The organism is Caballeronia jiangsuensis, assembly GCF_046030135.1.
In the GTDB taxonomy this organism is placed as follows: Bacteria; Pseudomonadota; Gammaproteobacteria; order Burkholderiales; family Burkholderiaceae; genus Caballeronia; species Caballeronia jiangsuensis.
In genome coordinates this window covers 13,525-35,549 of sequence record NZ_JAQQDB010000026.1, presented here as the reverse complement: position 1 = coordinate 35,549, position 22,025 = coordinate 13,525, and the positions used below count along the sequence as shown (strand labels likewise).

Annotated in this window: 22 protein-coding genes; 13 read left to right on the top strand and 9 right to left on the bottom strand. The window is 61.3% G+C overall.

Annotated elements, in window-relative coordinates; all coding sequences use genetic code 11:
* Nucleotides 1-3: 3 nt before the first annotated feature.
* Complete coding sequence (locus PQR08_RS25010; protein ID WP_408162644.1) at nucleotides 4-1,728, top strand: ATP-dependent helicase; 1,725 nt, start codon at nucleotides 4-6, stop codon at nucleotides 1,726-1,728.
* Between the two features lie 888 nt (nucleotides 1,729-2,616).
* Here the strand turns inward: PQR08_RS25010 and PQR08_RS25005 are convergent.
* The 3 genes from PQR08_RS25005 to PQR08_RS24995 form a co-directional block, all read right to left on the bottom strand.
* Complete coding sequence (locus PQR08_RS25005; RefSeq protein ID WP_408162643.1) at nucleotides 2,617-3,069, bottom strand: bactofilin family protein; 453 nt, start codon at nucleotides 3,067-3,069, stop codon at nucleotides 2,617-2,619.
* 12 nt (nucleotides 3,070-3,081) lie between these two features.
* Complete coding sequence (locus tag PQR08_RS25000) at nucleotides 3,082-3,900, bottom strand: hypothetical protein (RefSeq protein ID WP_408162641.1); 819 nt, start codon at nucleotides 3,898-3,900, stop codon at nucleotides 3,082-3,084.
* A gap of 85 nt (nucleotides 3,901-3,985) precedes the next feature.
* Nucleotides 3,986-4,585: a DUF1845 domain-containing protein gene (locus tag PQR08_RS24995; protein WP_408162640.1), complete on the bottom strand. Its 600-nt coding sequence runs from the start codon at nucleotides 4,583-4,585 to the stop codon at nucleotides 3,986-3,988.
* Between the two features lie 682 nt (nucleotides 4,586-5,267).
* On the opposite strand from PQR08_RS24995, the gene PQR08_RS24990 reads away from it, so the two are divergent.
* The 10 genes from PQR08_RS24990 to PQR08_RS24945 all read left to right on the top strand — a co-directional run bounded on the left by PQR08_RS24990 (nucleotide 5,268) and on the right by PQR08_RS24945 (nucleotide 15,723).
* On the top strand, nucleotides 5,268-5,534 hold the full coding sequence (locus PQR08_RS24990) for a DUF7696 family protein (protein WP_408162743.1): 267 nt from the start codon (nucleotides 5,268-5,270) through the stop codon (nucleotides 5,532-5,534).
* A complete protein-coding gene (locus tag PQR08_RS24985; protein WP_408162638.1) occupies nucleotides 5,531-6,856 on the top strand; it encodes a recombination directionality factor in 1,326 nt (441 codons plus the stop codon). Before PQR08_RS24990 ends, PQR08_RS24985 begins: the two co-directional genes overlap by 4 nt.
* Before the next feature lie 75 nt (nucleotides 6,857-6,931).
* Nucleotides 6,932-7,504, top strand: coding sequence for a riboflavin biosynthesis intermediates N-glycosidase (gene ybiA, locus PQR08_RS24980; RefSeq protein ID WP_408162636.1), 573 nt, complete (start codon nucleotides 6,932-6,934; stop codon nucleotides 7,502-7,504).
* An 82-nt stretch (nucleotides 7,505-7,586) separates the two neighbouring features.
* The gene (locus PQR08_RS24975) at nucleotides 7,587-8,981 is read left to right on the top strand and encodes a metallophosphoesterase family protein (protein WP_408162634.1); all 1,395 of its coding nucleotides are present in this window, start codon (nucleotides 7,587-7,589) and stop codon (nucleotides 8,979-8,981) included.
* Nucleotides 8,982-9,207: 226 nt separating this feature from the next.
* The gene (locus PQR08_RS24970; RefSeq protein ID WP_250491177.1) at nucleotides 9,208-9,756 is read left to right on the top strand and encodes a hypothetical protein; all 549 of its coding nucleotides are present in this window, start codon (nucleotides 9,208-9,210) and stop codon (nucleotides 9,754-9,756) included.
* Entirely contained in the window at nucleotides 9,744-12,065 is a 2,322-nt protein-coding gene (locus tag PQR08_RS24965; protein ID WP_408162632.1) for an SMC family ATPase, read from the top strand. Before PQR08_RS24970 ends, PQR08_RS24965 begins: the two co-directional genes overlap by 13 nt.
* Nucleotides 12,066-12,374: 309 nt before the next feature.
* Nucleotides 12,375-12,761 (top strand): hypothetical protein, encoded by a 387-nt coding sequence (locus PQR08_RS24960; RefSeq protein ID WP_408162630.1) that lies wholly within the window; start codon nucleotides 12,375-12,377, stop codon nucleotides 12,759-12,761.
* Between the two features lie 92 nt (nucleotides 12,762-12,853).
* Entirely contained in the window at nucleotides 12,854-13,039 is a 186-nt protein-coding gene (locus PQR08_RS24955; RefSeq protein ID WP_250487088.1) for a hypothetical protein, read from the top strand.
* A 130-nt stretch (nucleotides 13,040-13,169) separates the two neighbouring features.
* Complete coding sequence (locus tag PQR08_RS24950; protein ID WP_408162628.1) at nucleotides 13,170-13,862, top strand: hypothetical protein; 693 nt, start codon at nucleotides 13,170-13,172, stop codon at nucleotides 13,860-13,862.
* Nucleotides 13,863-13,917: 55 nt separating this feature from the next.
* Complete coding sequence (locus tag PQR08_RS24945) at nucleotides 13,918-15,723, top strand: phosphoadenosine phosphosulfate reductase domain-containing protein (RefSeq protein WP_408162627.1); 1,806 nt, start codon at nucleotides 13,918-13,920, stop codon at nucleotides 15,721-15,723.
* Nucleotides 15,724-15,835: 112 nt separating this feature from the next.
* Here the strand turns inward: PQR08_RS24945 and PQR08_RS24940 are convergent, their stop codons facing one another.
* The 3 genes from PQR08_RS24940 to ku are packed head-to-tail and all read right to left on the bottom strand — an operon-like array spanning nucleotide 15,836 to nucleotide 18,920.
* Nucleotides 15,836-17,140 (bottom strand): cation:proton antiporter, encoded by a 1,305-nt coding sequence (locus PQR08_RS24940; protein WP_408162625.1) that lies wholly within the window; start codon nucleotides 17,138-17,140, stop codon nucleotides 15,836-15,838.
* 9 nt (nucleotides 17,141-17,149) lie between these two features.
* A complete protein-coding gene (locus PQR08_RS24935; protein ID WP_408162623.1) occupies nucleotides 17,150-17,974 on the bottom strand; it encodes a tetratricopeptide repeat protein in 825 nt (274 codons plus the stop codon).
* Nucleotide 17,975: 1 nt separating this feature from the next.
* Nucleotides 17,976-18,920: a non-homologous end joining protein Ku gene (ku, locus tag PQR08_RS24930; RefSeq protein WP_408162621.1), complete on the bottom strand. Its 945-nt coding sequence runs from the start codon at nucleotides 18,918-18,920 to the stop codon at nucleotides 17,976-17,978.
* Nucleotides 18,921-19,114: 194 nt separating this feature from the next.
* Between ku and PQR08_RS24925 the strand changes: the two genes are divergently transcribed.
* Entirely contained in the window at nucleotides 19,115-19,825 is a 711-nt protein-coding gene (locus tag PQR08_RS24925; protein WP_408162619.1) for an SOS response-associated peptidase, read from the top strand.
* 41 nt (nucleotides 19,826-19,866) lie between these two features.
* Nucleotides 19,867-20,046, top strand: coding sequence for a hypothetical protein (locus PQR08_RS24920; protein WP_250482421.1), 180 nt, complete (start codon nucleotides 19,867-19,869; stop codon nucleotides 20,044-20,046).
* A 76-nt stretch (nucleotides 20,047-20,122) separates the two neighbouring features.
* On the opposite strand, the gene PQR08_RS24915 is transcribed toward PQR08_RS24920, so the two are convergent.
* The 3 genes from PQR08_RS24915 to PQR08_RS24905 form a co-directional block, all read right to left on the bottom strand.
* On the bottom strand, nucleotides 20,123-20,773 hold the full coding sequence (locus PQR08_RS24915) for an SEN1982 family lipoprotein (protein WP_408162617.1): 651 nt from the start codon (nucleotides 20,771-20,773) through the stop codon (nucleotides 20,123-20,125).
* An 86-nt stretch (nucleotides 20,774-20,859) separates the two neighbouring features.
* Nucleotides 20,860-21,054: a YqaE/Pmp3 family membrane protein gene (locus tag PQR08_RS24910; protein WP_244818592.1), complete on the bottom strand. Its 195-nt coding sequence runs from the start codon at nucleotides 21,052-21,054 to the stop codon at nucleotides 20,860-20,862.
* Nucleotides 21,055-21,151: 97 nt separating this feature from the next.
* The gene (locus PQR08_RS24905) at nucleotides 21,152-21,961 is read right to left on the bottom strand and encodes a CsgG/HfaB family protein (RefSeq protein ID WP_408162615.1); all 810 of its coding nucleotides are present in this window, start codon (nucleotides 21,959-21,961) and stop codon (nucleotides 21,152-21,154) included.
* Between the last annotated feature and the right edge of the window lie 64 nt (nucleotides 21,962-22,025).

The following is a 22,025-nucleotide window of genomic DNA, read 5'->3' as shown; positions in this document are numbered from 1 at the left end:
GCGATGCTGGACGAACTCAATCCCCAGCAACGGGAAGTCGCCCAGTTGCGCCAGCATTGCGTGGCGATCGCCTGCCCGGGCGCGGGTAAGACGAAAACGATCGCTACAAAAGCAGCCCTGCTGCTACAAGACAGCGCCGCGACGGTTGGCGCCGTCACTTTCTCCAAGGACGCCGCGCTCGAACTGCGGGAGCGGATCCTGGCGGCCGCCGGCGAATCCGTGAAGAAGCGCCTGATCGCGGGCACCTTCCATTCGCTCGCCTTCAAGCAACTAAAACGCCCCGGTGCGCGCGCGCTCGATATCGCCTCCGATGGTGACCGGCTCGGCTTGCTCATTCGCGTGATGCAGGAACTCGGCCGCGACGGGAAGGCAGAAGACGTCATTCCAACGATCGAGAAGATCAAAACCAATTTCGGGCGGTGCGACCCGAACACTGCCGACGGCGAGCTTTATCACGCCTATCAGGACGCGCTCGCGCGTAACGGCAAAATCGACTTTCAGGACATGCTGCGCCTCGCCGTCGAGGGGATGGAGCAAGGCACCATCGCCCCATACGCGTTCACCTATCTGCTCGTTGACGAGTTTCAGGATACCGACCCGCTGCAGTACCGGTGGATCGAGCTACATGCAAACGCGGGCTCGGTCGTGACGGTCGTGGGCGACGACGACCAGAGCATCTATGCGTTCCGCGAAGCACTTGGGTACCGAGGCATGGAGTCGTTCATCCAGTCGCTCGCCGCAAAGCCCGTTGTCTTGGGCAGCAACTACCGGTGCCGCGCAGAAATCCTGGGCGCGGCCGACCGCGTGATTCGCAACAACGCCGACCGGATCGCCAAGGTTTTGCGCGCTGAGAAGGGCCCGGGCGGTAGTGTGCAAACTTCCCGCCATCCAGATGAGTATGAGGAGGCAACCGCGGCGGTCGAGGTGCTCGGGCCGTTGCTGGCGAAAGGGCAGTCGTGCGCAATCCTGGCGCGTACTAACCGCATACTGGACCCCCTTGAGGCAGTCTGCCGCTCGCATGGCATCAAGTACTACCGGGCATCGGGCGCGTCTGTCCTGAGCCGCCCGGAGGGCGCGCTGATGTGCAATCTGCTCGAAATCGTGGAGCGAATCAAAGGCACCGGCCTCGATGCAGTCTTGGCGCACCTCGGGCTTACCACCCAGCAGCTACGCGCACTCCACGCGGATATGGGTGCGGAACTGACGCAGAAGGGGCGGGCGGAATTGGTTGGTCTCGGGCTGCCCGAGGACGTGGCGACGAACTATCGCGAGTTCATGAAGCGGCTCGCCGAATGGCAAAGCCTGTGCGATCGTAAATTCTACTCGCTGACGCTCTCGGGCGTCGCGGAGTGGATGTTGAAATACGCGAAAAAGGATTCCGCGATCCGCGCGATTCAAGCGACGAACGATGTTTTGTCGCGCCTGTCCGGCAGTTTCGCTGAACGGCTGCTCTTTCTGCGCCAAGACAATAACGAGCCGACGCCGGGCGCTCTCATTCTCACAACAATGCACAGCTCCAAAGGGCTGGAATGGGATCACGTCTGGATCGCCCGCAGCGAAGAGACGATCGTCCCTGATCCCAAGTCGACTGAGCCAGAAGAGCGGCGGCTGTTCTATGTCGCCATGACGCGTGCTCGCGAATCATTAATGGTCTCGGGGACGTCGAAAAATTTCGAATCGCGATTTGTCGTTGAAGCGCAGCTTCACCAACCCGCTATCGCGGGGTGACTCCACATCTGCAGAGCTAAGCTGGCTGGCGAATTACGCCCAATCAAACGACGCGTGCTGGAGCTTGACGCGCGCAAAGCGGGCCCTCGATAGAATTGCGTATTGTGAAAAGTGGGGTGTGAATATTCGGCAACTTTTGTAACAAGCCTTTTTATGTTTTGATTCAAGGCACTAACGAAATGCGCACACGCAGTGGGACGCTCTCCGGAGAGCGTCCCTCCGCCACTGTTGCGCGAGGTCGTCGACGCCGTCACGTGGATTTTTCGACGATTGTGTAACTGCGTGCCAGGGCCGGTGCGGATAACTCTGGAGAACCGACGTCGCTATTCGTAGAGGTTCGTTGCCCGACTGCTCAGAGCGCAGCCCGAGACCGCATACATGGTCATTGTGGGTCACTCCGCACTGTCGGGCGCGGCCGACTCCCAAGGCCTGACGTGTCCGGCATCCAGATATCGAGCAGAACGAAGTCGGGCTGCCACCGCTTGGCGATCGCGATCGCTTGCTGTCCGCCATAGGCGACTTGACTCTCATTGAGTTACGAAAGGTAAGCCTACGCAAGCATTGCTATAAGGCGGGCCATTCGTTCACAGCGGCGGTGCAGACGGACTCGAGGTTACGAGCGCTTGCGTTGCAGAGCGCGTTTATAGCTTGCGACGGACTGGTAAGCCGGTCGGTTCCAATGAGGCGTGTCGACGGGCATCGAGTGGCTATTCACGAGTCGTCCGGTGTCGAGCATGCAGAAGCAGTGGCCTTCGAAAGCGGCCTCTTGCGCGGCCGCGTCCCACGTTACAGTGAGGAAGTCGAAGATGGGTTCGGTGGGTTTCACGGTTGGATGAAGCAGGGCTAACTTGGCCAGTTATCGGCAAGTCATACAACACATTGAGTGGCTTACGCCATCGCCCGCGAAATGTCGGTTACGTTCGATTCCGTGCGCTCCTCAGCGGGCCTTTCTGCTGTGCGCTGAGTCTCAATCGACGCTTGCTCCTGCTCCGACTCGGCTTCGATCGTGAGCATTCGCGCAACGCGTTTGAGCGTCCCATTAAGCGCCGCACGCGGGCCGAGGCGGATGGTGCCGCAATAGAAGATGTTGCCAGACACCTGGCCGTTGATCTCAAGCGACCCGCGCGCATGGACGTCGCCATCGACGCGTCCGTCGATGCGAAGATGCTCGCCTTGTGCCATGCCTTTGACGAGGCCGCCCTCGCCAATGTGTAGCAGACCCTCGGTTGAGATGATGCCGCCGTCGAGCAGGCCAAAGCACGAAATGCCGTGATCCACGACCATGTCGCCGGTGATCGCGCAACCGCGCGCGATAAGCGTGATATTGAGTTCGGTTTTCATGGTGTCGATTCCTTAAAACATTTGCACTTCGTTCGCGCCGGCGCGGTTCGCAGGTGCCGACTTCTTATTTGTTGCTGACGCGGTGTCGCCGTCGCTTACCGGCTCATCGCGCGAGTGAGAGCGGTGGCGGTAGCTGTGCGTACGGGTCGGGGACGCGTTCGGTTGCTGCGCGTGTTCTTCAGTGGCGGGCTGGGCCGCCGGTTGCGCAGGCGTCACTGAGGTCGCGGGCTTGGTGGAAGCCTGGCTAGCCGGCTCCGTCTCGCGACGCGGTTGATGAATAGGTGATGCCGCCGCTCGTTGCTCATCGTTAGAAACCAGAGGGGTCGGCTTGGGCGCGGCCGCGCTCGTTGCGGCGCCGCTCGTCGTACCCAACGAATTCTTGAATTGGTCGGCAGTCAGACCGATCGAGGGACCAGGAGCGATGTCCTTTCCAGTCAGCAACGGAGCGAGCGCTACCGGATGCGGCGGCTCTGCATCGATCGGGCGCGTCGCTGCTGCAACTGCCTGTGCTTGCGTTACTGGCCGTTCGCTCAGGTCCGATTGCTGCTGATTAGCCGTCTTCAAGGCATGCGCAGAGGGCGCGCCCACAGACTTGTACAACGACGCCGCTCCCATACCCGCCATAGCCACGACAGCGGCAATAGCCACTGCGATGAGGCTTCGGCGAGCGACAGGCACCGTCCTAGGAAGCCGCACTCTAAGCGTCGGTGTCCTGGCGTCTGCCGTCAGGTTGGCCGGTGCCGGAAGAGCAGCAATCTGTCGCGGCAGATCGATGGTCATCGAGTCAGGTGCGAACTGCGCATGCAGTCGTTGAATTTCGCGTAAGTCCATGCAGGGTCCTCCCGTCGTTGTTAGAGCGAGCAGTCCAGCGCCGCCGTGAGTTCAGGCGGAAACGCAGGGACGTTCAAGTCGAATGTCAGTGAGTTCGATCCGAGTCCGGAAGTAGCACAACCTCTGGCGCAAAGCGGTCGTTGTCCGGCATGCACAAGAAAGGGATTTGATTGATGCGTGCCTCGGCAGCCTCAAGCGCGGATTGGCGCACTTGAGGCGTCATGGTTCTCAGCATCAGCGCTTCCATCGTCTTCAGGAAAAGCTGGTCATACATCGAGAGGAGCCGCACGAGGCGGCCGGACATAGCGTGCTTGATTTCAAGCGTGACCATCTCCGGCGGAGTCGGTGCGCGTCGACCAGGAAACTTGCTAGCCCATACGAGCGCCTTCTTCATGAACGCCTCGGCCGTGCGAAATTCGGATTCAATGGCGATCAGCTTGCCGCCGCGCGCAACGGTCATCTTTGCGGCCGCGAAGTTGAAGTCGGCTCGGAGGAATTCACGCGCGAACAATGAGTAGTAGGGCAGTTCCGTTTTTGCCAGCGTGTCGCCGTTGATGCGTGCGAGACGACTGTCGTTGGTCAGTCGGTTCAACGGACGAAGACCGCTTTGCGCAGCGCTCTCGTTGGTGAGCGTAGCGGTTCGCTTAGGGTCTTCGTCAGGCGCTTCTAGGTCGGTTGCAGCCATGGGATTTTCGGTATGTCTGTGTTCTCTCTCACATAGAATTTTCATTGATTAGGCAAGAGTCAAGCGGGCGAAAGCTATATGAATTTCGTTAGCTTTCGAGCGCACGCGTCCGCCTTTAACGCGGATACTCAACTCCATTCCCCGCGTCACCGACGCATCGACCTCGACTCCAAGCCCGGAGTCCATCTTTTTTCTGCAAGTCGTGCCCGCCTCGTGCGTTGGCATGCGCCGACCGGATAGCTACCGGTGTGGAAATCTTCCTTGTGCTGAGTGTGCTCGCTACACACTCCCCAATCTCAGCCGTGATACTCGTACCCAGTGCTGCATTCATTTGCGCCGGTACATCGTTCGAACCCGGGTTTTCGGGTGTTCTCTCTCCAGAGCCTGATCTGGGTAGAACGATCGAAGTTGGCTGATCCGTGATTCCTGCGGCGGAAGTAATTCCGAAAAGGGCTGTTGCGCGGCGTGACCATGCTGCGCGAGAACGACTTTACGTTCTCTGACCGAGCGCCACCGGCTATGCCGGCCGCTCCCTGCTCGCCACGTCCCCGGAAGGGACGTGGCGAGCAGGTCTCTCTATCGATTTCACGAAGCTCGCTCCCTCACGGGAGCGGGCTTTTTTTTCGTCCTCGCGTCCTGCAAAGGACCCAACGGACCTTTCTCAACGGAGGTGCTGTTCATGCTGTTGCCCGACCGCCTCAATCAACGTATCGCCGAGGCCATTACGCATCAAATCAATACCGAGCGCGAGCAGGCGGACACCACGTCCCCCGTTTGGCGTGAGCGGTGCGAAGTAGCTCGAGTCGCGATGTTCAGCGACGCAGAGCGCTCCATCTTCATTTCCCATGTCAGCGAGCGTCGCGGCAGTGCGGCAGCCCGAGAGATGCAATCTCAGGCCGAATCACTGCGGACAAACTCCATCTTCTTTCTCGCAAGGAAACCATCATGAATGCAGTTGTTCAGATGTTCGATCACGCGCCGCGTAGCCTCGTTGAAGAACGAGCTATTCGCCCGCCCACGATCGGCAAGATTCGACCCGGCATCAAAGTGCTCACGCGGGCGCACCAGTCCAACGAAAAAGCCGTCAAGCTGTACAACGACATGGTGGCAGCGGGCGAGTCGTTCGAAGCCATCGGCAAGCTGCTCGAAACTTCGCTGAAGCTGCGCAACGCGCTGATTCCGCGAAACGTCGACTACTTCGTTTGCAGACGCTCAGACTTCTCCAATCCGGACACGGCCGACGAAATCCTGCGGCTGTATGGCGAGGATCGCGGGCAAGGGTTGCGGCTCTACCGTTTCCCGATCATGTTTGCGTTCGACGACTGGCTGCGCAATGTGCCAAATCAGATGGCCGCGTACACGACTACCGGGCGACAGTACTTCTCGGAGTACGACCGCGACGGCAAGCGATATTGCAAGACGTACGCGCCGGTCGAGCGTAACGCACGCGCACAACGGGCGCGGCGATCCTTCGGTGGGCGACTGGTCGTTCACCGGCAAGACGACGACATTCCCGATGGCGTCTGTGATCCTCACATCTGTCCGCAGTATCAGGACCGCAAGTGCAACCTGACCGCAAACTTCTTGTTTGCAGTTCCCGACGTGAAGGGGCTCGGTCTAATCGAACTGCCGACCAACTCCATCTACGTGCTGCAGAAGGCGTACTCGGCGATGCAGACCGTGGCATTGGCGCGCGGCAGGCTCACCGGCACACGCTTCTGGCTCTCGAAGAAAGAGTTCGACATCACGCGGATTGACGACAACGGCCAGGCCGTGCGTCAGAAGCAGATGTTGACGGTGCTCGATGCCGACATCGACCTAGGCGCGCTACTGGATGGCGCGGACGAGGCTCAACCGGCGCCCGATGCTGCCAGTCGTGCAGTGGCGCTATTGGAGTCGGACGGAACGGTACAGTCGATCGGCGATCCGGTCCTTCAGCCAGAGCAGCAGGCCGAAGACGCACGGATAAGCGATGGCGCATCATCGGGCATCGACGGCGCCGATGGCCACAACGACGACGCGCCGGATCACGACGAGACGCTGGAAGACAAGCGCCACCGCATGTCTGACCTGCTGCATCGTCTGGGCCTAAGTCAGCCGGAGCGACAGAACGGGTTTCGCAAGTACGCGCACCAGATGTACGGTCGCGGTTGGATCGAACGCATCGCTGATGTAGATGCGATGAATGCGCGTCTCAAGAACGCGCTCGACGATCCCTCCTCGCTCGACGTCGAAATTCAGGACGCGATTGCACAAGCTGCTTACGTCTAATCTTGGCCAGTCCCCTCCGGGGGCTGGCATCCTTTCTTCTACGCTCGCGCATGAGAGCATTTCAGCAAGAACCGCTTGCTCAAATGTTTTCGACCGCGCGGTACCTGCGCATCGAATCCGTCCGCCTCGGCGGCCCATCTACTTGTTCACGCGAAGGAGATTCCAATGCGTAGAGTCGGCAACTTCACGCTGTTCTTCGGCGCGGAGGACGCTTTTAGTAACTGGCACCCGTGCCGCTTTACTTACCATGACGTCGATTTTGTGTCGGTGGAACAGTTCATGATGTTGTCCAAAGCGAAGCTGTTCGGCGACGAGGACATTGCACAAGCTGTCCTCGCCACACACCTCCCGAAAGAGCAAAAAGCGCTAGGCCGCAAGGTCAGGGGCTTCGACCTCGATACGTGGAAGGCGAAGCGCGAGTCGATCGTCTATGTCGGATGCCGCGAGAAGTTCGCGCAGCATCCGGGTCTGCGAACGCTGTTGCTTGCGACGGCGCCGACCGAGCTTGTCGAAGCAAGTCCTTACGACACGATATGGGGCGTGGGTCTTGGTGAGCACCATCCAGACATCACGGACAAATCGAAGTGGCGCGGCCAGAACCTTCTGGGCAAGGCGCTGATGAAAGTCCGCGACACGCTGTCAACGTAATCCCTCTCTTAGCGCGCCCTAGCGGTGCGTCGGCAAATACTGGCTACCTTCGGGTGGCCTTTTTCATTTATAGGAGGCGACCTTGAAGATCGCACATTTTTCCGACCTGCACTACGCGCCGGGCAACATCGAAGAGTCGGACCGATGCTTCGGTTTCGGCATCGACCATGCGGTGCTGGCCCATGCCGACGTGGCAGTCATCTCCGGTGATGCGACGGACCATCGTCTCGACGCACACGCGCCGTCGTTGAACCGCCTCGCACGCCGCATCAACGGTCTGAGCGGCAGCATGCCGGTCCTAATGCTGCAGGGCACGTTCTCCCATGAGCCTCCGGGCACGCTGCGCAACTTCGAACTGATGGCAACGACGCATCAGATCTATGTTGCGGAGCGCGTGCAGCAGGTAAGCCTCCACGAGGGGCGGTTCTACCCCTCGGACGGCCCGGTGTTCTCGGACGACGAGCTGCGCGAGGTTCTGGCAATCGGCGCTGATGTCGTGTTCACGTGTCTGCCCACGGTCAATAAGGGGGCACTGGCGGTCGCTGTTGGTGCTAAGGAAGCCGGGACGGGTCTTGAAGCCGTCCTGGGCGACTGTCTCGCCGCAGCAGGGGGCGTCAACCAGCAGCTTCGTGCCGCAGGCATCCGGACTGTCGGGGTTTCACACGGCACGGTCAACGGTTGTACGACCGAGCACGGCGTAACGATGGCGGGGTTCGATCATGAGTTTTCGCTTGGCAGTCTGTTCGAGGCCGAATGCGATGCGTTCATGCTTGGGCACATCCATAAAGCACAGCAGTGGGAGCGAGCGGGGCGCGTTGTGGCGTATCCCGGTTCGATCGGGCGATTCCACTACGGCGAGGAAGGCGACAAGGGCTTCCTCATGTGGAATGTCGAGGTGGGAAGCGCGCAAGCTGATCTGGTCGTGACGCCGTCTCGGCAGACGATCTGCGTCGACTTTGACGGACCGCCCGACATGGAACGCCTGACGGCAATCGCGCTCGACGCGACCGACAAGTTCGTGCGAATTCGTTGGCAGGTCGACGAAGAGCACAAACAGTCAGTGGACCGCGACGCCATCGCGGCGCTGTTTGGCAACGCGGCCGAGCTGAAGGTCGAAGCTCGCATTCTTCCCGTCGTCCGGTCACGCGCCCAAGGCATCAGCCTCGAAACGTCGATTGACCGTAAGCTCGAGCGTTGGTGCGAGCACGCCGAGGTCGATCCGGCGCCCTTGCTTGACCGGCTGCAGTTGTTGGAAACCGGGGACGCGGAGGCAATCGCCGCTGGCGTGCTGGCGCGACTGACCGACGCTGACGCATTGTCGAGCATATCCGAGCCTGCGCCGGTGACGGCACACGTAGCTCGGGATAGCGATGTTGGCGACGATGCACTGCCCATGCCCGATGCGACGGTGGAAATCGTCGAGTCGGCTTCGGCAAGTCAGCTTTCGTGGCTCAACGATGATTTGTTCGCGGCGTAAGTAGCCGCTCATGCGAGGAGGCCAGTATGGCTCCTTCGCTTGGACACGCGAGCCGTGTTCCGATAGCCGATTTTGATCGTCGCTATCGAAACAGAGGTTTCACCGCGTCTTTGACGCATCGACTAGTAGTGGCAGGACCTTTCTCTAGCAGTTCATCTCTTCTTTCACCCTGGCGGGGAGCGATCCCTACCGGGGCCGCATTCCGCCCACCATAACGGAGTGCATCATGTTTGGTCTTTACCCCGCTGGCCCGAACTGGGTTCGCACCTTTGCGTTGGTCGACTGCTCATCGCGTGATCTTCAAAAGTCGTTGGTCGATTTGGCCGGCTTTACCGCTGCGATTCAGCATCAGCCGTTCGGTCAGCACCGCGGCGCGGTATTGGCGCAGTTCGGTCAGACGCTGTTGCTGGTCGCCACAACCCCCGGCGCGTGCGAGATCGCCGTTACGCCGACCGTTGAACTGCAGCACCTTCTCTGGTCCTACCAGGAAGGCTATGCAAGCCAGTGGTCTGCTGCAGAGATCCGCAGCCTCACCGGGCATAGCGGTTGGTCCGAGCTTCTGACGAACGCGCGTCGCGAGTTCGGCAGAGTCTGCGACAACGTGGCGGCCGCACTAGACGGAACGCTTCAAGCGCCCAAAGCAGCGGTGCAGTCTGTGCCGTCCGTCGTGATGAACGAGCCGTTTCCCAACGAGGATGACGACGCGTTCTATTCGCAGATGGCAGCGATGTCTGCATCGGTGAGCGTATCGGAGGACGTGTCATGCGGCCTCTGAAACTGACACTGGAAGGCTTCGTTGGCGTGCGCGATGGCATGAAACGCGAAAGCGTCACGCTGGATCTGGAGACGTTGCCGGATGGTTTGATCGCCTTGACCGGCCCTAACGGGGCGGGCAAGACAACGATAATGGACAACTTGCACCCGTATCCGATCATGCCGTCGCGTGCGTCGAAGCTGTCGGTCGACGCCTTCTCGTACTGGGACCACATCTGTGGCACCAGTGCCTTGAAGGAACTCGAATGGGAGCACGACGGCATTCGTTATCGCTCGTCCTTCACTTTTCGCAAGCCCGGCAAGGCAGGCAAGGCGGAGTACTACCTTGCCTATCGTGGCGTCGACGGTACGTGGCGCCCGGTGTCGCTGCCTGACGGGACGGTGTCGGACGGCAAGGCGGAGTCGTATAACCGCTGTGTCGAGGCGATCAACGGTTCTCTGGAAACGTTCTTCACGAGCGTGTTCTCGGCTCAGAACCGGCGGCCGCTCGCGTCCTACGCTGCGGGCGAGATCAAGACGCTGCTGGCTGAACTCCTTGGCATCGACCACCTAAAGGCATTGTCGGCGAAGGCCGCTGATGTCGCGAAGGTGCTCGGCAAGTCGCTTGAGGGCATCCAGTCTGAGCTTGGCGCGCTAGCCGGAAAGCGGCAACGCAAAGCAGACGCTGAGCAGGCGATCGTCGCGCAGGGCAACACCTTGCGTGCCGCTCGTGAGCAACGCGATGCCGCGCTTGAGCATGCGAGCAAGCTGACTCAAGAGCGGGCGACGCTCGCGGCCAAGCAGAGCGAATCGGCCACGACCGAGGCGCGCCTGCGAGAGCTGGGCGTGCGTCGCGACGAGTTGGGGCGTGCTCTGAAAAGCGCGGCCGACGACGAGCAAGCAGCAGCGGTTCGTTGTCAGCAGCGCGTTTCCGTGTTGAGTCGAACCGTGGCCACGCACCAAGCAACGCTGGCTCGCCGCGAGGCGATCCTCGGTGCGGCGGCGAAGCGCGAGGAGGCCGAGTTGGCAATTGCGCGTGAGGAAGCGAGGTTTGCTCCTTTGCAGCGCGACATTGCCGATTTGGAGGTCAAACGCGCGACGTTGACGACGCTCGATGCAACGCTTACGAGCTTGATGAGCCAAGGCACGACGAAGGCCGCGCACTTCGACACGTTGAGCAAACAGGCTTCGGTGGCGGAGCAGGTACCGTGTGTCGGTCATTCGATGCACACGCAATGTCCGCTGCTCGCGCAAGGCTTTCAAGCGAAAGAGCAAGCGGAGGTGCAGCGTGTTTCGGTGGCGAATCTTCGCGCGGAGTATCGCGAGAAGAAAGCGCAAGCCGAAGCCTTGGCGCTCGTGCCGGCTGAGTTGGCGGCGAAGCGTGTTGAGATGCTCGCCATCACCGATGCGGCCGCGCAGTTGCGCCGTGCCTTGCAGGCGGCGGCAGAGCTTGCCGCCACTAAGCCATTGCTGGATGCAGCCGTGTCGGGACTTGAAGCGGCGCAAGCTGAGTTGCGAACGATCTCCGAGGAAAGTGCCGCACGTACCGCCAAGTACCAGTCTGAGAAGACGCGTATGGAAGCGGAGCTTGCTCGCATTGCCGAGGAGGTCGGGCGATTGGCCGCCGTCGATGTGACAGCCGCGATTGCGAAGCTTGACCGCGACATCGCAGCAAACCGGGAGACCGTCGCGGCATTGGACGGTCGGATCGAGCAATCGATCCGCGCGCAGAGTGTGTTGCAGGCCGAAGCCGAAGCGCTGGCGCTGGAGTTGGAGAAGTTCTCGGCCACGCAGTCGCGTGCCGATCGCCTCTCCGATGAAATTGCTCATTGGAAGCTGCTGGCTAAGGGCTTGGGCAACGACGGCGTGATCGCGTTGACCATCGATGACGCGGGCCCGGCGCTGACGCATACCGTCAACGAGCTATTGCTCGCGTGCTACGGCATGCGTTTCACGGTTGAGATCCGCACGCAGCGAACGCTCGCAAGCGGTGAATTGCGCGAGGGTTTTGAGATCCTGGTTCACGACGCCGAGTCCGACAGCAGCAAGTCGGTCTCCGTCATGTCCGGCGGTCAAAAGGTCTGGATCAACGAGTGCCTCACGCGGGGCATCGCGCTCTATCTCGCGCAGAACACCGGTCAGCCATATCAGACCTTGTTCAGCGACGAGTCAGACGGCCCGCTCGATCCCGAGCGCAAAGTGCAGTTCATGCGCATGAAGCGCGAGGTATTGCGCCAAGGTGGGTATCAGCGGGAGTTTTTCATCTCGCAGACGCCCGACCTCGTCGCAGAGGCCGACGCAGTCATCGACGTGCAGGCGCTTGCCGCCTGATTTGTTGTCAACCCTTGTGGGGAGTCGCCCCCACAAGGGGCGCTTCTCGTCTTTCCGACCCTTCTCTCGCGCCTTGCGGCGCTATCCCTATGGCAAACCTTCTCATGCTGCTGCTCGCGGCAGCCGGCAGTCCGTCTCACTCGAATGCGGTGCCTCACCAGCCGCCTGCGCAGCAAGCTGCACCGGCTACTGCTCAGTCGCAGCCGCCGCGTCCGCGGTACATGCGTCGTGCGGCTGCGTTCGATACCGGCCGTTTGCGTCGCATCTGACAACGGCTCTACTTCTTTTACCTTTTGACTGGAGCCTTCCATGACCTATTCCTGCACTGATTTCGTCGACGACGTCCTTAACGACATGGTGATCCGAAACTGGATCAAGCCCGAGCAGTACGGGCCTGACGACCCGCAAGCCCAGTGCGATGCCGTGTTGGGCGCGATCGGCGATGCCGACGTTTCGCTTCGTCTGGCCGCTGACGCGAAGCAGTTTCATGCCGAACTGCTGGATGCCGTCGAAACGCTAACCGCCATCGCCGAGCAGCACGGCCCGCTTGCCCTCGCGAATGTCGTCTATCTCCAGACGGCCTTTTTGAAGGGCGGGGTGATCGAGCTCACACGCGATGAGGCGGAGGCACTCTCGTTTGTCAGAGAGCTCCCCTCGGGCGGTCGCTGGTGGCAGAGCGTCAAGCTGATCGAGTAAGCGGCACAAACGCTGTTCAATTTCTTTTCTCAACCCTTGCGGGCAAGCGACCCGCTGGGGTCGCTCCGCGTTCTTTCTGTGGGAGTGTTTTTATGTTTGAAGCAGCGAAGCTGGGCGCATCACCGGAGCAGTTTGCCAACCTCGAAGCGGCGATTGGTTACATCGCCGGCACCGCGACGCACGCGGGCGAAGTTCGCCCTTGGATCCGGAACGTCGAGACGAAAGTGTTCTTGGTGATCGGCGGCAGAGTGCAACCCCAAAACGGGGTGCGCCAATGACGCCGCCGTGGTTGGAGCAATACGCCAGTGGCCAGAAGACCGGCTACGCGCAAGCGTTCATGTCGTACGCCGAGTATTACGGGTCGACGGATCTGCTGACGATGACCCGGAAATCGAAGAGCGGATCGCCATGCACCGCCGGCCGATCGTGGGTTACGCGAGCCGCACGGGCACCCGCCGCAACTTGGCCGCACTGAAGGGCGCCGACTGGCGCTTGTTGGTCTCGGCCAAGGGCGAGTTGCGTACCGAGGGCTTCCATCGCTATGCGTTGGATAACGGCGCTTGGACCGCCTACCAGCAAGCTCAGCCCTTCGATGAGCACGCGTTTTCCGTCGCTGTCGAAAGGCTCGGCGAACGCGCCGATTGGCTTGTCCTTCCGCACATCGTCATGGGCGGGATGGCCTCGCTCGACTACTCGTTGAAGTGGCTGGAACGACTTCGCGGGATGCCGTGCCGGATGCTGATCGCAGTTCAGAACGGTATGCAGGTCGACGACCTCGCTTCGCTTCTGTCGCCTGCTGTCGGCATCTTCATTGGCGGTTCGACAGAGTGGAAAGAGCAGACGGCGCACGTGTGGGGGTCCCTCGCGCGGCGGCGTCACTGCTACTTGCACGTTGGTCGCGTGAACTCGGCGCGGCGCATCCGCATCTGCGCGGCCGCCGGTGCCGACAGCTTCGACGGTACTAGCGTGAGCCGGTACGCGAAGACGCTTCCTCGGCTGGATCGAGCAACACGGCAAGCAGACATGTTTGCCGCAGCGCACGACGGTCTAGAAGAGGCGCAACGAGCGACGGCCGCCTGTCGATTTGATTTGAACCATTAACCCATTCGGGAGCGAATCCCGAATGGGTCGCTCCTATATTATTGGAGCGAGAAAGATGGAACAGGAAATTGTTTCGAAGATGGAAGCTGCGATCGGCGTCATGCAGCGATACATCGAACTTGGGCATAGCCTGAGCTGCGCTTATTCAGGCGGCAAGGACAGCACGTGTACTCTGGTGTTGATGCTTGAGGCGATTCGCCGTGCCGGCGGCACGACGATCACCCACCATGTTCAGTCGGCGGACACGACGATCGAGAATCCGACAATCGCAAACTTCTTGCACTCAGTGTTGGACGAGCTGCAGTTGTTTATCGAAGCGTCGGTGTTGCCCGTACAGGTTCACGTCACGACGCCGTCGTTGGCAAGCCAGTTCGTCGTCTCCACGATCGGACGCGGCACGTTGGTACGCACACCTGAGAATGGCGTGCGTGACGGTAGACGGACCAGGGCGTGCGCGGACGAGTGGAAGGTACGCCCGGGAGGTCGGCTTCGAACACTGCTTGAACGTCGGGCGGCAGATGACGGTGCCCGCGAAGTTATAACGGTGCTGGGGCTGCGCAGGGACGAAAGCACCTCGCGGGCGGTAGCAATGACCGAGCGACGCGACAGCCCCGAGGTTGCGGTCCGAAGCAGAACCGGGGCGCTGACCCTCAGCCCGTTGAGCGAATGGACGTCCGATGATGTGTGGACGATGCTCGCGCTGCTGGCCGCGGACGAAGGCATGACGTTTCCCTCGCCGTTGGCACCGAGCACTATTCACCGCCTGTCCGAGATCTACCGGGCAGGAAACGGTGGAACGTGCGGTGTCGTGGTAGGCGAATCGGGTGCTCGCGCCGCGTGCGGCTCGCGTTTTGGGTGCTCCTTCTGTTGCGTCGCCGGTGATCGCGACAAGTCGCTGGAGGCCATGATCGAGGATGAGCAATACGGGCATCTTCGACCGCTGAACGACTTCCGCAACTATCTGCTTGCGATCCAGTGGGACATGTCGCGACGCGAGTTGGTGGGCCGGTCGTTGAGTGACGCCGGTTACACGCGCATCCAGGCAGACACGTACAGCTACCTGACGCGCGTCGATCTTCTGAAAAAGCTCTGCAGTATTGACGCGGCCGAACGCGACCGCGCCGAAGCGCACTCGGGGGCACTGGTGACTGGTTTAATTCCCGATACGGAAGAAAACCGGGCGCTGTGTGAGCCGCAGTTCGAGTTCGTGACGCCGCAGCAGTTGGTGGCGATCGACTTTTTTCTCTCGATGCATCATTACGCGCCGCATGCGTTTCCGGCGCTTACGGTTTGGCACGACGTGAACGTGCTTGGGAGAAGGTACCCAGTTCCGAAGCTCGACGGCTTGCCGAAGACCGACATCGTCCTGCACGGCTGGTATCCGGTCGGGCAGTACGACCGGGAAGCACCGTCGGTCGGGTTGCGCTCGTTCGATGCAGAGCAGTGGAATCCGTACCGGCATCCGGGTCGGCCAGGGCGGTATGCGAGGACGACCGGTGGCGAGCAGACGGTGTATTTCGAAGAAGCCTCGCAGTTTGAGGTGGACGCGGAAGCCGCCTGTGCGTTCGTGACGTGCACGTATGACACTGCTTTCATGTTGGACACGCAGCATCGTGACGCAATCGAATCAGCACATTTCTGGCTGAACGAAGGCATCGTGAAGTTGCCGACCGGCATGGCGCAGCGGTATCAGGACATGGCCAAGCGCGGGCAGTATTTCACGCGGCTCGCGCAGCGCTTGAATCTCACGCCTGCTGAGTTGGACTCTCACCTTGTCTCCAACGCTATCAGTGACGTGGAACATGACAGGCTGTTAGGCCATGACCGCATACAATTGAGTCTCTTTGCTGAGGCGGCCTAGCCGCACGGATGCCCGAGGTCTGAACTTTCTCGCCGGGCTTGTGCTGTTCTGCCATGAGTTCCTCCGCGCTTTTGTTTATAGCGTGGAACGAGCAAAGATTGTTCCGCCCCGATTACTTTCGGCTGAGATAGCGATTGAGCAGGGGCGTGGCACTGGCGCCGTGCACGAACACCGACAGGACGATGGCCGCGAGCAGGATTGGCAGGAGCGGCCCAACGCGGTCGTGGCCGGCCTGTTCGAGGGAGAAAAGCAGGTAGTAGAACGCGCCGACGCCACGCAGGCCCAACCATCCAGACAGAAGCCGCTGATGGCGGTCCATTGACGAGCCGATCAGAGAGAGGGTGCTGCCGAGCGGCCGGGCCACAATAAACAGGAAAAGCACCGGCCAGACAACGGACCAATGAATTAGCTCCCGCCAGTGCGCAGAGACGACGCTGCCGATGATGACCATCAGGCCCAGTTCGACGAAACGTTCGATCTCGACCGAGAAGCCCATCATGTTCTCCGCGATATACGCATGAGCCAGTTCCGGATCTTTGGCGGCTTCCTCCCGCTCGCCGCGCTCGACTGATTTCAACACCTCGCTTGGCGGTTTGTCACCCGTGGCCTTCATTTCCTGCCGCCGCAGCGCGACGCCGGCGGCGAAGACTGCGATGAAAGCGTAGCCGTCGACGATCAGGGTCGCACCGTAGGCTAAGGCAACAAGCCCAAGTGCAAGAAAGCCTTCGAGCCCCAGCGCATGGTCGTACTTCGTGCGCAATTTCGTCACCAGCACGACCACACCGGTGCCCAACGCCCAGCCGAAAAAGAGTGCGCTGGCCACTCCCCACGCGATCGCAAGGGCGAACGTCCACGGATTCTGGCTACCTAGACTGCTGACTCCGCAGAGTGCGAGAGCAATGTAGACCATCGGAGAGGCCGCACCGTCGTTGAGTCCGCCCTCCGATGATAGGGCGAAGCGCAGCGGTTCATCGTCGCCCGCTTCTTCGACCCGCAATTCGTTGGCCAAAACTGGGTCCGTGAGCGCGAGCGCGGACGCCAGCAGCAACGCCGGGCCTGCGGCGAGCCCGAGACCCCACCGCGCGGCGGCGAACATGACCGCGATGGTAATGAGCATGGCCGGCCCGGCGAGGCGTAAAGTCAGGCGCCAAAGCGGCCTGGAGAGCTCGACGCGCAGGTACATCCCGATGGCGAATAAAGACACCACAAGTCCCGCTTCGGTAAGCGTACGAAGCAGGCGCACGTCGCGCTCGACGTCGATCGTCAACAGTCCGGCACACGCCGGACCGAGGAGGAAGCCGACGATGAGGTACACCATTGCGCCGGTCATCGGCAGCCGCTCAACCAGTTTGCGGCCGAGCGCCATCAGCACCATCAACGCCCCAACGATCAGGAACCAAACGGCTTCGATCGTCATCAGCGTCTCCTAGAGCTTCTGCAGTCTGCGGAACTGGTTGAAGTGGCGAATCGCGAGAGTCGCTTCGCCCAGTTCTTCATGGATGCGCGCGGCGTTGAAATGGGCATCCGCGAAGTCCGTGTCCTGTTCAATGCAACGCTCATAGAACTGCAGTGCCTCACGGAACCGGCCGGAATCTTCGAGCGCCACCCCAATGTTGAAAAGCAGCACCGGGTCGTTCGTCCGGTATCGCAGCGCGTCTTGGTACACCGCTATCGCCTCGTCGAACCGCTCGCTGTCCATCAGGATGCCGCCGAGGTTCAGCGATGCGTCGGTATAGTCGGGCGCGCGTTCTAGCGCTTTCCGATAGGCCGCTTCTGCGGCGTCGAGGTCATCGTCCTCCAGGGCCCGCGCCTGCCGGAACAGATCAACGGCTTCTTCGCGTGCCCGCTGCTCGCGCGGCGCTTGCAGGGAGGAGACGTTTCCGGTTGCGTGTCCCGGCTCGAAATCCAGAAGCAGTTGGCCGGTCTCCGCATCCCACTGGCGGCTTGCCTCGTCCCGCACGGCGACGCGATCGCCGATAGCAGCAATGCGCACGCCAGTGAGCGATCCTTCACGCCCCCAGCTCTTCTGGAGGTGATCGAGTGCGCGGACGATTTTCATTGGGGAGACACCCGCCACGCGGAGCGCATGCGCGGTCCTGAGCATGACGATGTCCTGGAAGGTGAAGCGCCGCTCGCGTTTTTCGCCGCTTAGCGGTAATACAAAACCCGCCGCGATCAACCGTTCAACGACGCTGCGCGACACACCGAGCATGCGTTGCACATCGCGGAGGCTGTACCCGTCGTCTTGCATATCACCGTTTCGTGCCAGTCTTGCGCGCCGGTGCCGGTTGGTCCTCAGTGGCCGCACGCCGCACGGCACGGCGCTTGGGCGCCGGCGCGGCTTCGACCGCGTCTTCCGCTGGCGCGGCGGTGCGCGCGCTCTTGCGTGCCGCCCGCGGTGCGGCTGGTTGTTCGGCAGACGGCTTCTTCTTCAAGCTCGCACGCAGTGCCTCCACGAGGTCGATGACTTGCGCGCCGGGGTGTTCGACGGCGGGCGCGGCGGTGATCTTGTTGCCCGCGATCTTCTTGTCGATCTCAGCGAGGATGCGTTCCTTCTCCTCGTCCTTGTACGCGGCGGCGTCGTAGCTCTCGACGCGATATTGCTCGATCAGTTGTTCGGCGAGCTGCAATTCCGTGGGCTGGATCTCGGTTTCTTCAATGCCGATATCTGCCTGCGAACGTACCTCGTCGGCGTAGAGCAGCGTCTGGAGAATCAGGCCGTTGTTGCCGGCGCGTACCTGCACCATGTGCTGCTTGCCTTTCCACGTCCAACGGGCGACGGCGCACGTGCCGCTGTCCCTCATCGCTTCCTGCAGCAGCCGGTACGGTTTGCCGCCGCGCTTGTCCGGGGCGAGGTAGTAGGGCTTGTCGAGGTAGATCGGGTCGATCGCCTCGGTCGGCACAAACGAGACAATGTCGATCGTGTGGCTCGCGCTCGCTTCCAGCGCCTCCAGTTCCGATTTCTCGAAGATCACGTACTTCTCTTTCTCGAACTCGTAGCCCTTGACCATGTCGGCGCGTTCGACGACTTTTCCGTCGTGGGGGCAGACATACTGCTGCTTGAGCCGGGTGCCGCACTCTTTGTGCATCAGGTTGAAGCCAACGCCAGACTTGCTCTCGGTGGCCGTGTAGACCTTCACCGGCACGGAGACGAGACCGAAACTCAGCGTCATTGAAGCGATCGAGCGGGCAGCCATAGGAAACCTCTCGCGTAGGTTATCTGGCCGGCCACAGTCGATGCCGCTCTTGGCGGCGCATCCCAGTCACGCGGCAAGGCCAACGGGCGTTTTGCGCAAAACGGGTGCCACGCCTTTATGCCAGGTTGTGACAACGGGGAAGGCGGGCGCCGATCCGCCTCCGTGTATATTTTCGGCAACGGAGGGCAAAACCAGTGTGCACGAGCTACGAGTCTAATCCGAAAGACGCCTTCGACGTCTTTAGTCTGTTCCCGGTGCCGAACTTCGACTACAAGCCGGAAATCTACAAGGACTATGCCGCGCCGATCTTCCGCCGGGTCGACGGTGAGTATTTGACTGACGCCGCGACGTTCGGCATGGTCCCGCGCAAGTTCATCCCGCAGGGCGTCAAAGCGTTCGATACGATGAACGCCCGGTCCGAGTCGGTCGGGCAGAAGACCAGTTTTCGCACTGCGTGGAGCAAGCTGCAACTCGCTTTGATTCCGTGTCGGAGGTTCTACGAGCCGGATTACGAGACCGGCAAGGCAGTGCGCTGGCGCATCGGGATGGCCGATGGCGCTCCGCTTGCTATAGCAGGGCTATGGCGCGCATGGAAAGATCCCGCGGACGGCTCAACAAGCCTGTCGATGACGATGTTGACGGTCAACGCCGACGATCACCCGCTGATGAAGCGTTTCCACAGACCCGGAGCGGAGAAAAGGTCGGTCGTCATCGTCCCGCCGACGGAATACGAGGACTGGCTTTCGTGCAAGAGCACGGACGCGGCGCGCTCGTTCCTGCAGCTTTATCCGGCTGAGGCGATGCACGCGGAGCCATTTCCACTGCCTCCGCGGACCGCCAAGCCAAAGGCAACGCCTAACCTTGATTTGGCTCAAGCGTCCCTGCTTGCGGATGACGGCGGTTGAGCGGGCCGGGTTGCCGAGTGCGGATATTTGGAGCAAACGCGATGGCTACCTATCGAGCGGCATACATTCGGCCGGAAGCGGGCTCGAACGGCGTCGGCGTGTTGCTGACGACGCAAGAGCACTCCACCTTGACTGACGATGAATTGATGTTCGTTGCCCGACAGGTGGCGGCCGCCAATGACGTGGAAGGTGAGATCGTCATCGGCGACTGGGGCGAGTGACAGGGCCGGCAAGTCCGGTCGCCTGAGCGAGCGCGATGGCCGCCCTGGGCAGCGTCGGCAAGGGCGGCCTGCGGCTTTAGTTATTGAAATCGGCGGAATCGATCCAGCCGTCGCTCGCTAGGACCATGGTGCGATTGGCCTTCGCGTGGGCCGAGAGCCTTTGATCCAGCCGGTACAGCTTCGTGAGCTTGTCATCTTTCGCCCAGTCGGGTACATCGACGGGGCTGACTGTGAAGGCCACTTCTGAAATGGTATGACCGAGCGCGTTGCTTGGCTCGGAGAACCGGGTGACGTCATCCACCTTATAGTGGCCGATGCACAGCGCGAGGCTATCGGGCTGAACCAGCGCTTTTTTTCCGGCGCCGGTCAGCGAATAAATCTTCGTTGGTGCAGTAAATTCCCTGTTGCCCAACCACGACTTCTCCTGTTTCGTCCCTGTGCTCACAGCCAGCACTCCCGCATCGACCAAGCCGTCGAAATAGCGGGTGGTCTGCGCGTTCATCGCGTCGGCCTTGGCCTCTCCGTACGAATCCTTCGTTTGCAAAACGATTGTGACCGGATACTTGTTGCCATCGCCAGACAGAGTGACAGGCTCGACGGTAATGCACTCTTTGGCGTAGTGCTTGTTGAGCGCTTTTTCGAAGTTCGAGTTGCTGGCTTCCTTCGAGGAGCCGCAGGCCGCGAGGAAACACGCGAGGACGGCGGGGGCAATTAACTTTCTGTTCATCGTTGTTGTGCTGTTGCGGTTCGCTAATGCAGCGTTACGTGGTCTGCGCCGACCGGTGCGGCGTCGGCGTGATCCGGGCTATCGAACTAGGCGCGGCTGGCGAGCGCGCGCTCGATCTTGCGATCCGTCTTGTACTGACCGAGTGCGAACACGGACCAAATAGCGGCCGGCAGCCACCCAATGATCGAGAGCTGCAACAGCAGACAGATGATCCCGGCGATCGGACGGCCGATCGTGAAGAACTGGAGCCACGGGATGATGATGGCGAGAAAGAGGCGCATGTTGGGTTCCTAGATGGTCGACGAGACCGTTATAACGGCCGCTTGGATGAATCCTTTACAGAGCGGAAGTCCATGCTGCCTCCCGCCCCTGGCTCGATTAGTTGACGACCAGAGCGCCGCCGTTGCCGAGGCCGCCCTTGACGTTCTGCGCGCGGTATTGGCGAATTGCGCCAACGAGGTTATTGAGCGAGTCGGTGAAAGCGGCTACGACGACCTTGCCCTGCGCGGTCCGTGCGTAGGCACCGCCGCCCGCAGCGCCTGCGCCGCCCAAGCCGCCGGCGAACACGCCGGAGAGCATGCCGAAGTCGACGTTGCGCGCCGAACCTTCGGCGGCCGCCAGTTGCACGCTGGAGCGGTTGTCGACGAGCGTCAGCATGGTCGACGCTTCCTGCGCCTTCATCGTGCCAGCGGCACCGGCGAGCACACCGCCTACCACGGGCACGAATGCGAGGAGCCCCGCTGCGCCGCCGCCCGCGTCGCGGTTGCTGAACGTCACGCTCGGGCTGATCGTGTAGTCGGCCGCGACCATCTGGCCTTTGTGCATCTTGGAGGTCTTGCGCAGTTCGCCCGATGCGTTCAGGGCGCGCTCGCCCATAGCCGTGCCGAGCGCGCGGCCGCGATCGACGATCACGAAGCAGTTGCTTTGCTGGACGAGCAGTTTCAGGACAGGCACCGTCGATCCGAGCTGGTATTGACCAGTGAGAAGGCCGTACCACGGGGCTTCCGTATCCTCGACGATGGCTACGGTGCCGAGCGGCGCCGGGCAGTGCTGCAGGCCTGCATTGGCGTTCTGCGACGCTTCGCCGGCAGCGGAACCGGTCGCCGCCGTCTTGGCGGATTGCGCGCCCGGCTGCATCTGTGAGCAAGCGGACAGCGCGAAAACGGACAGGGCGGCGATGCCGATCATTGTGAGCTTCATGGTTCCTCGTTGTAGTCGTGAATTTCTGTCTATGGCGCAACGGCCGATTGAG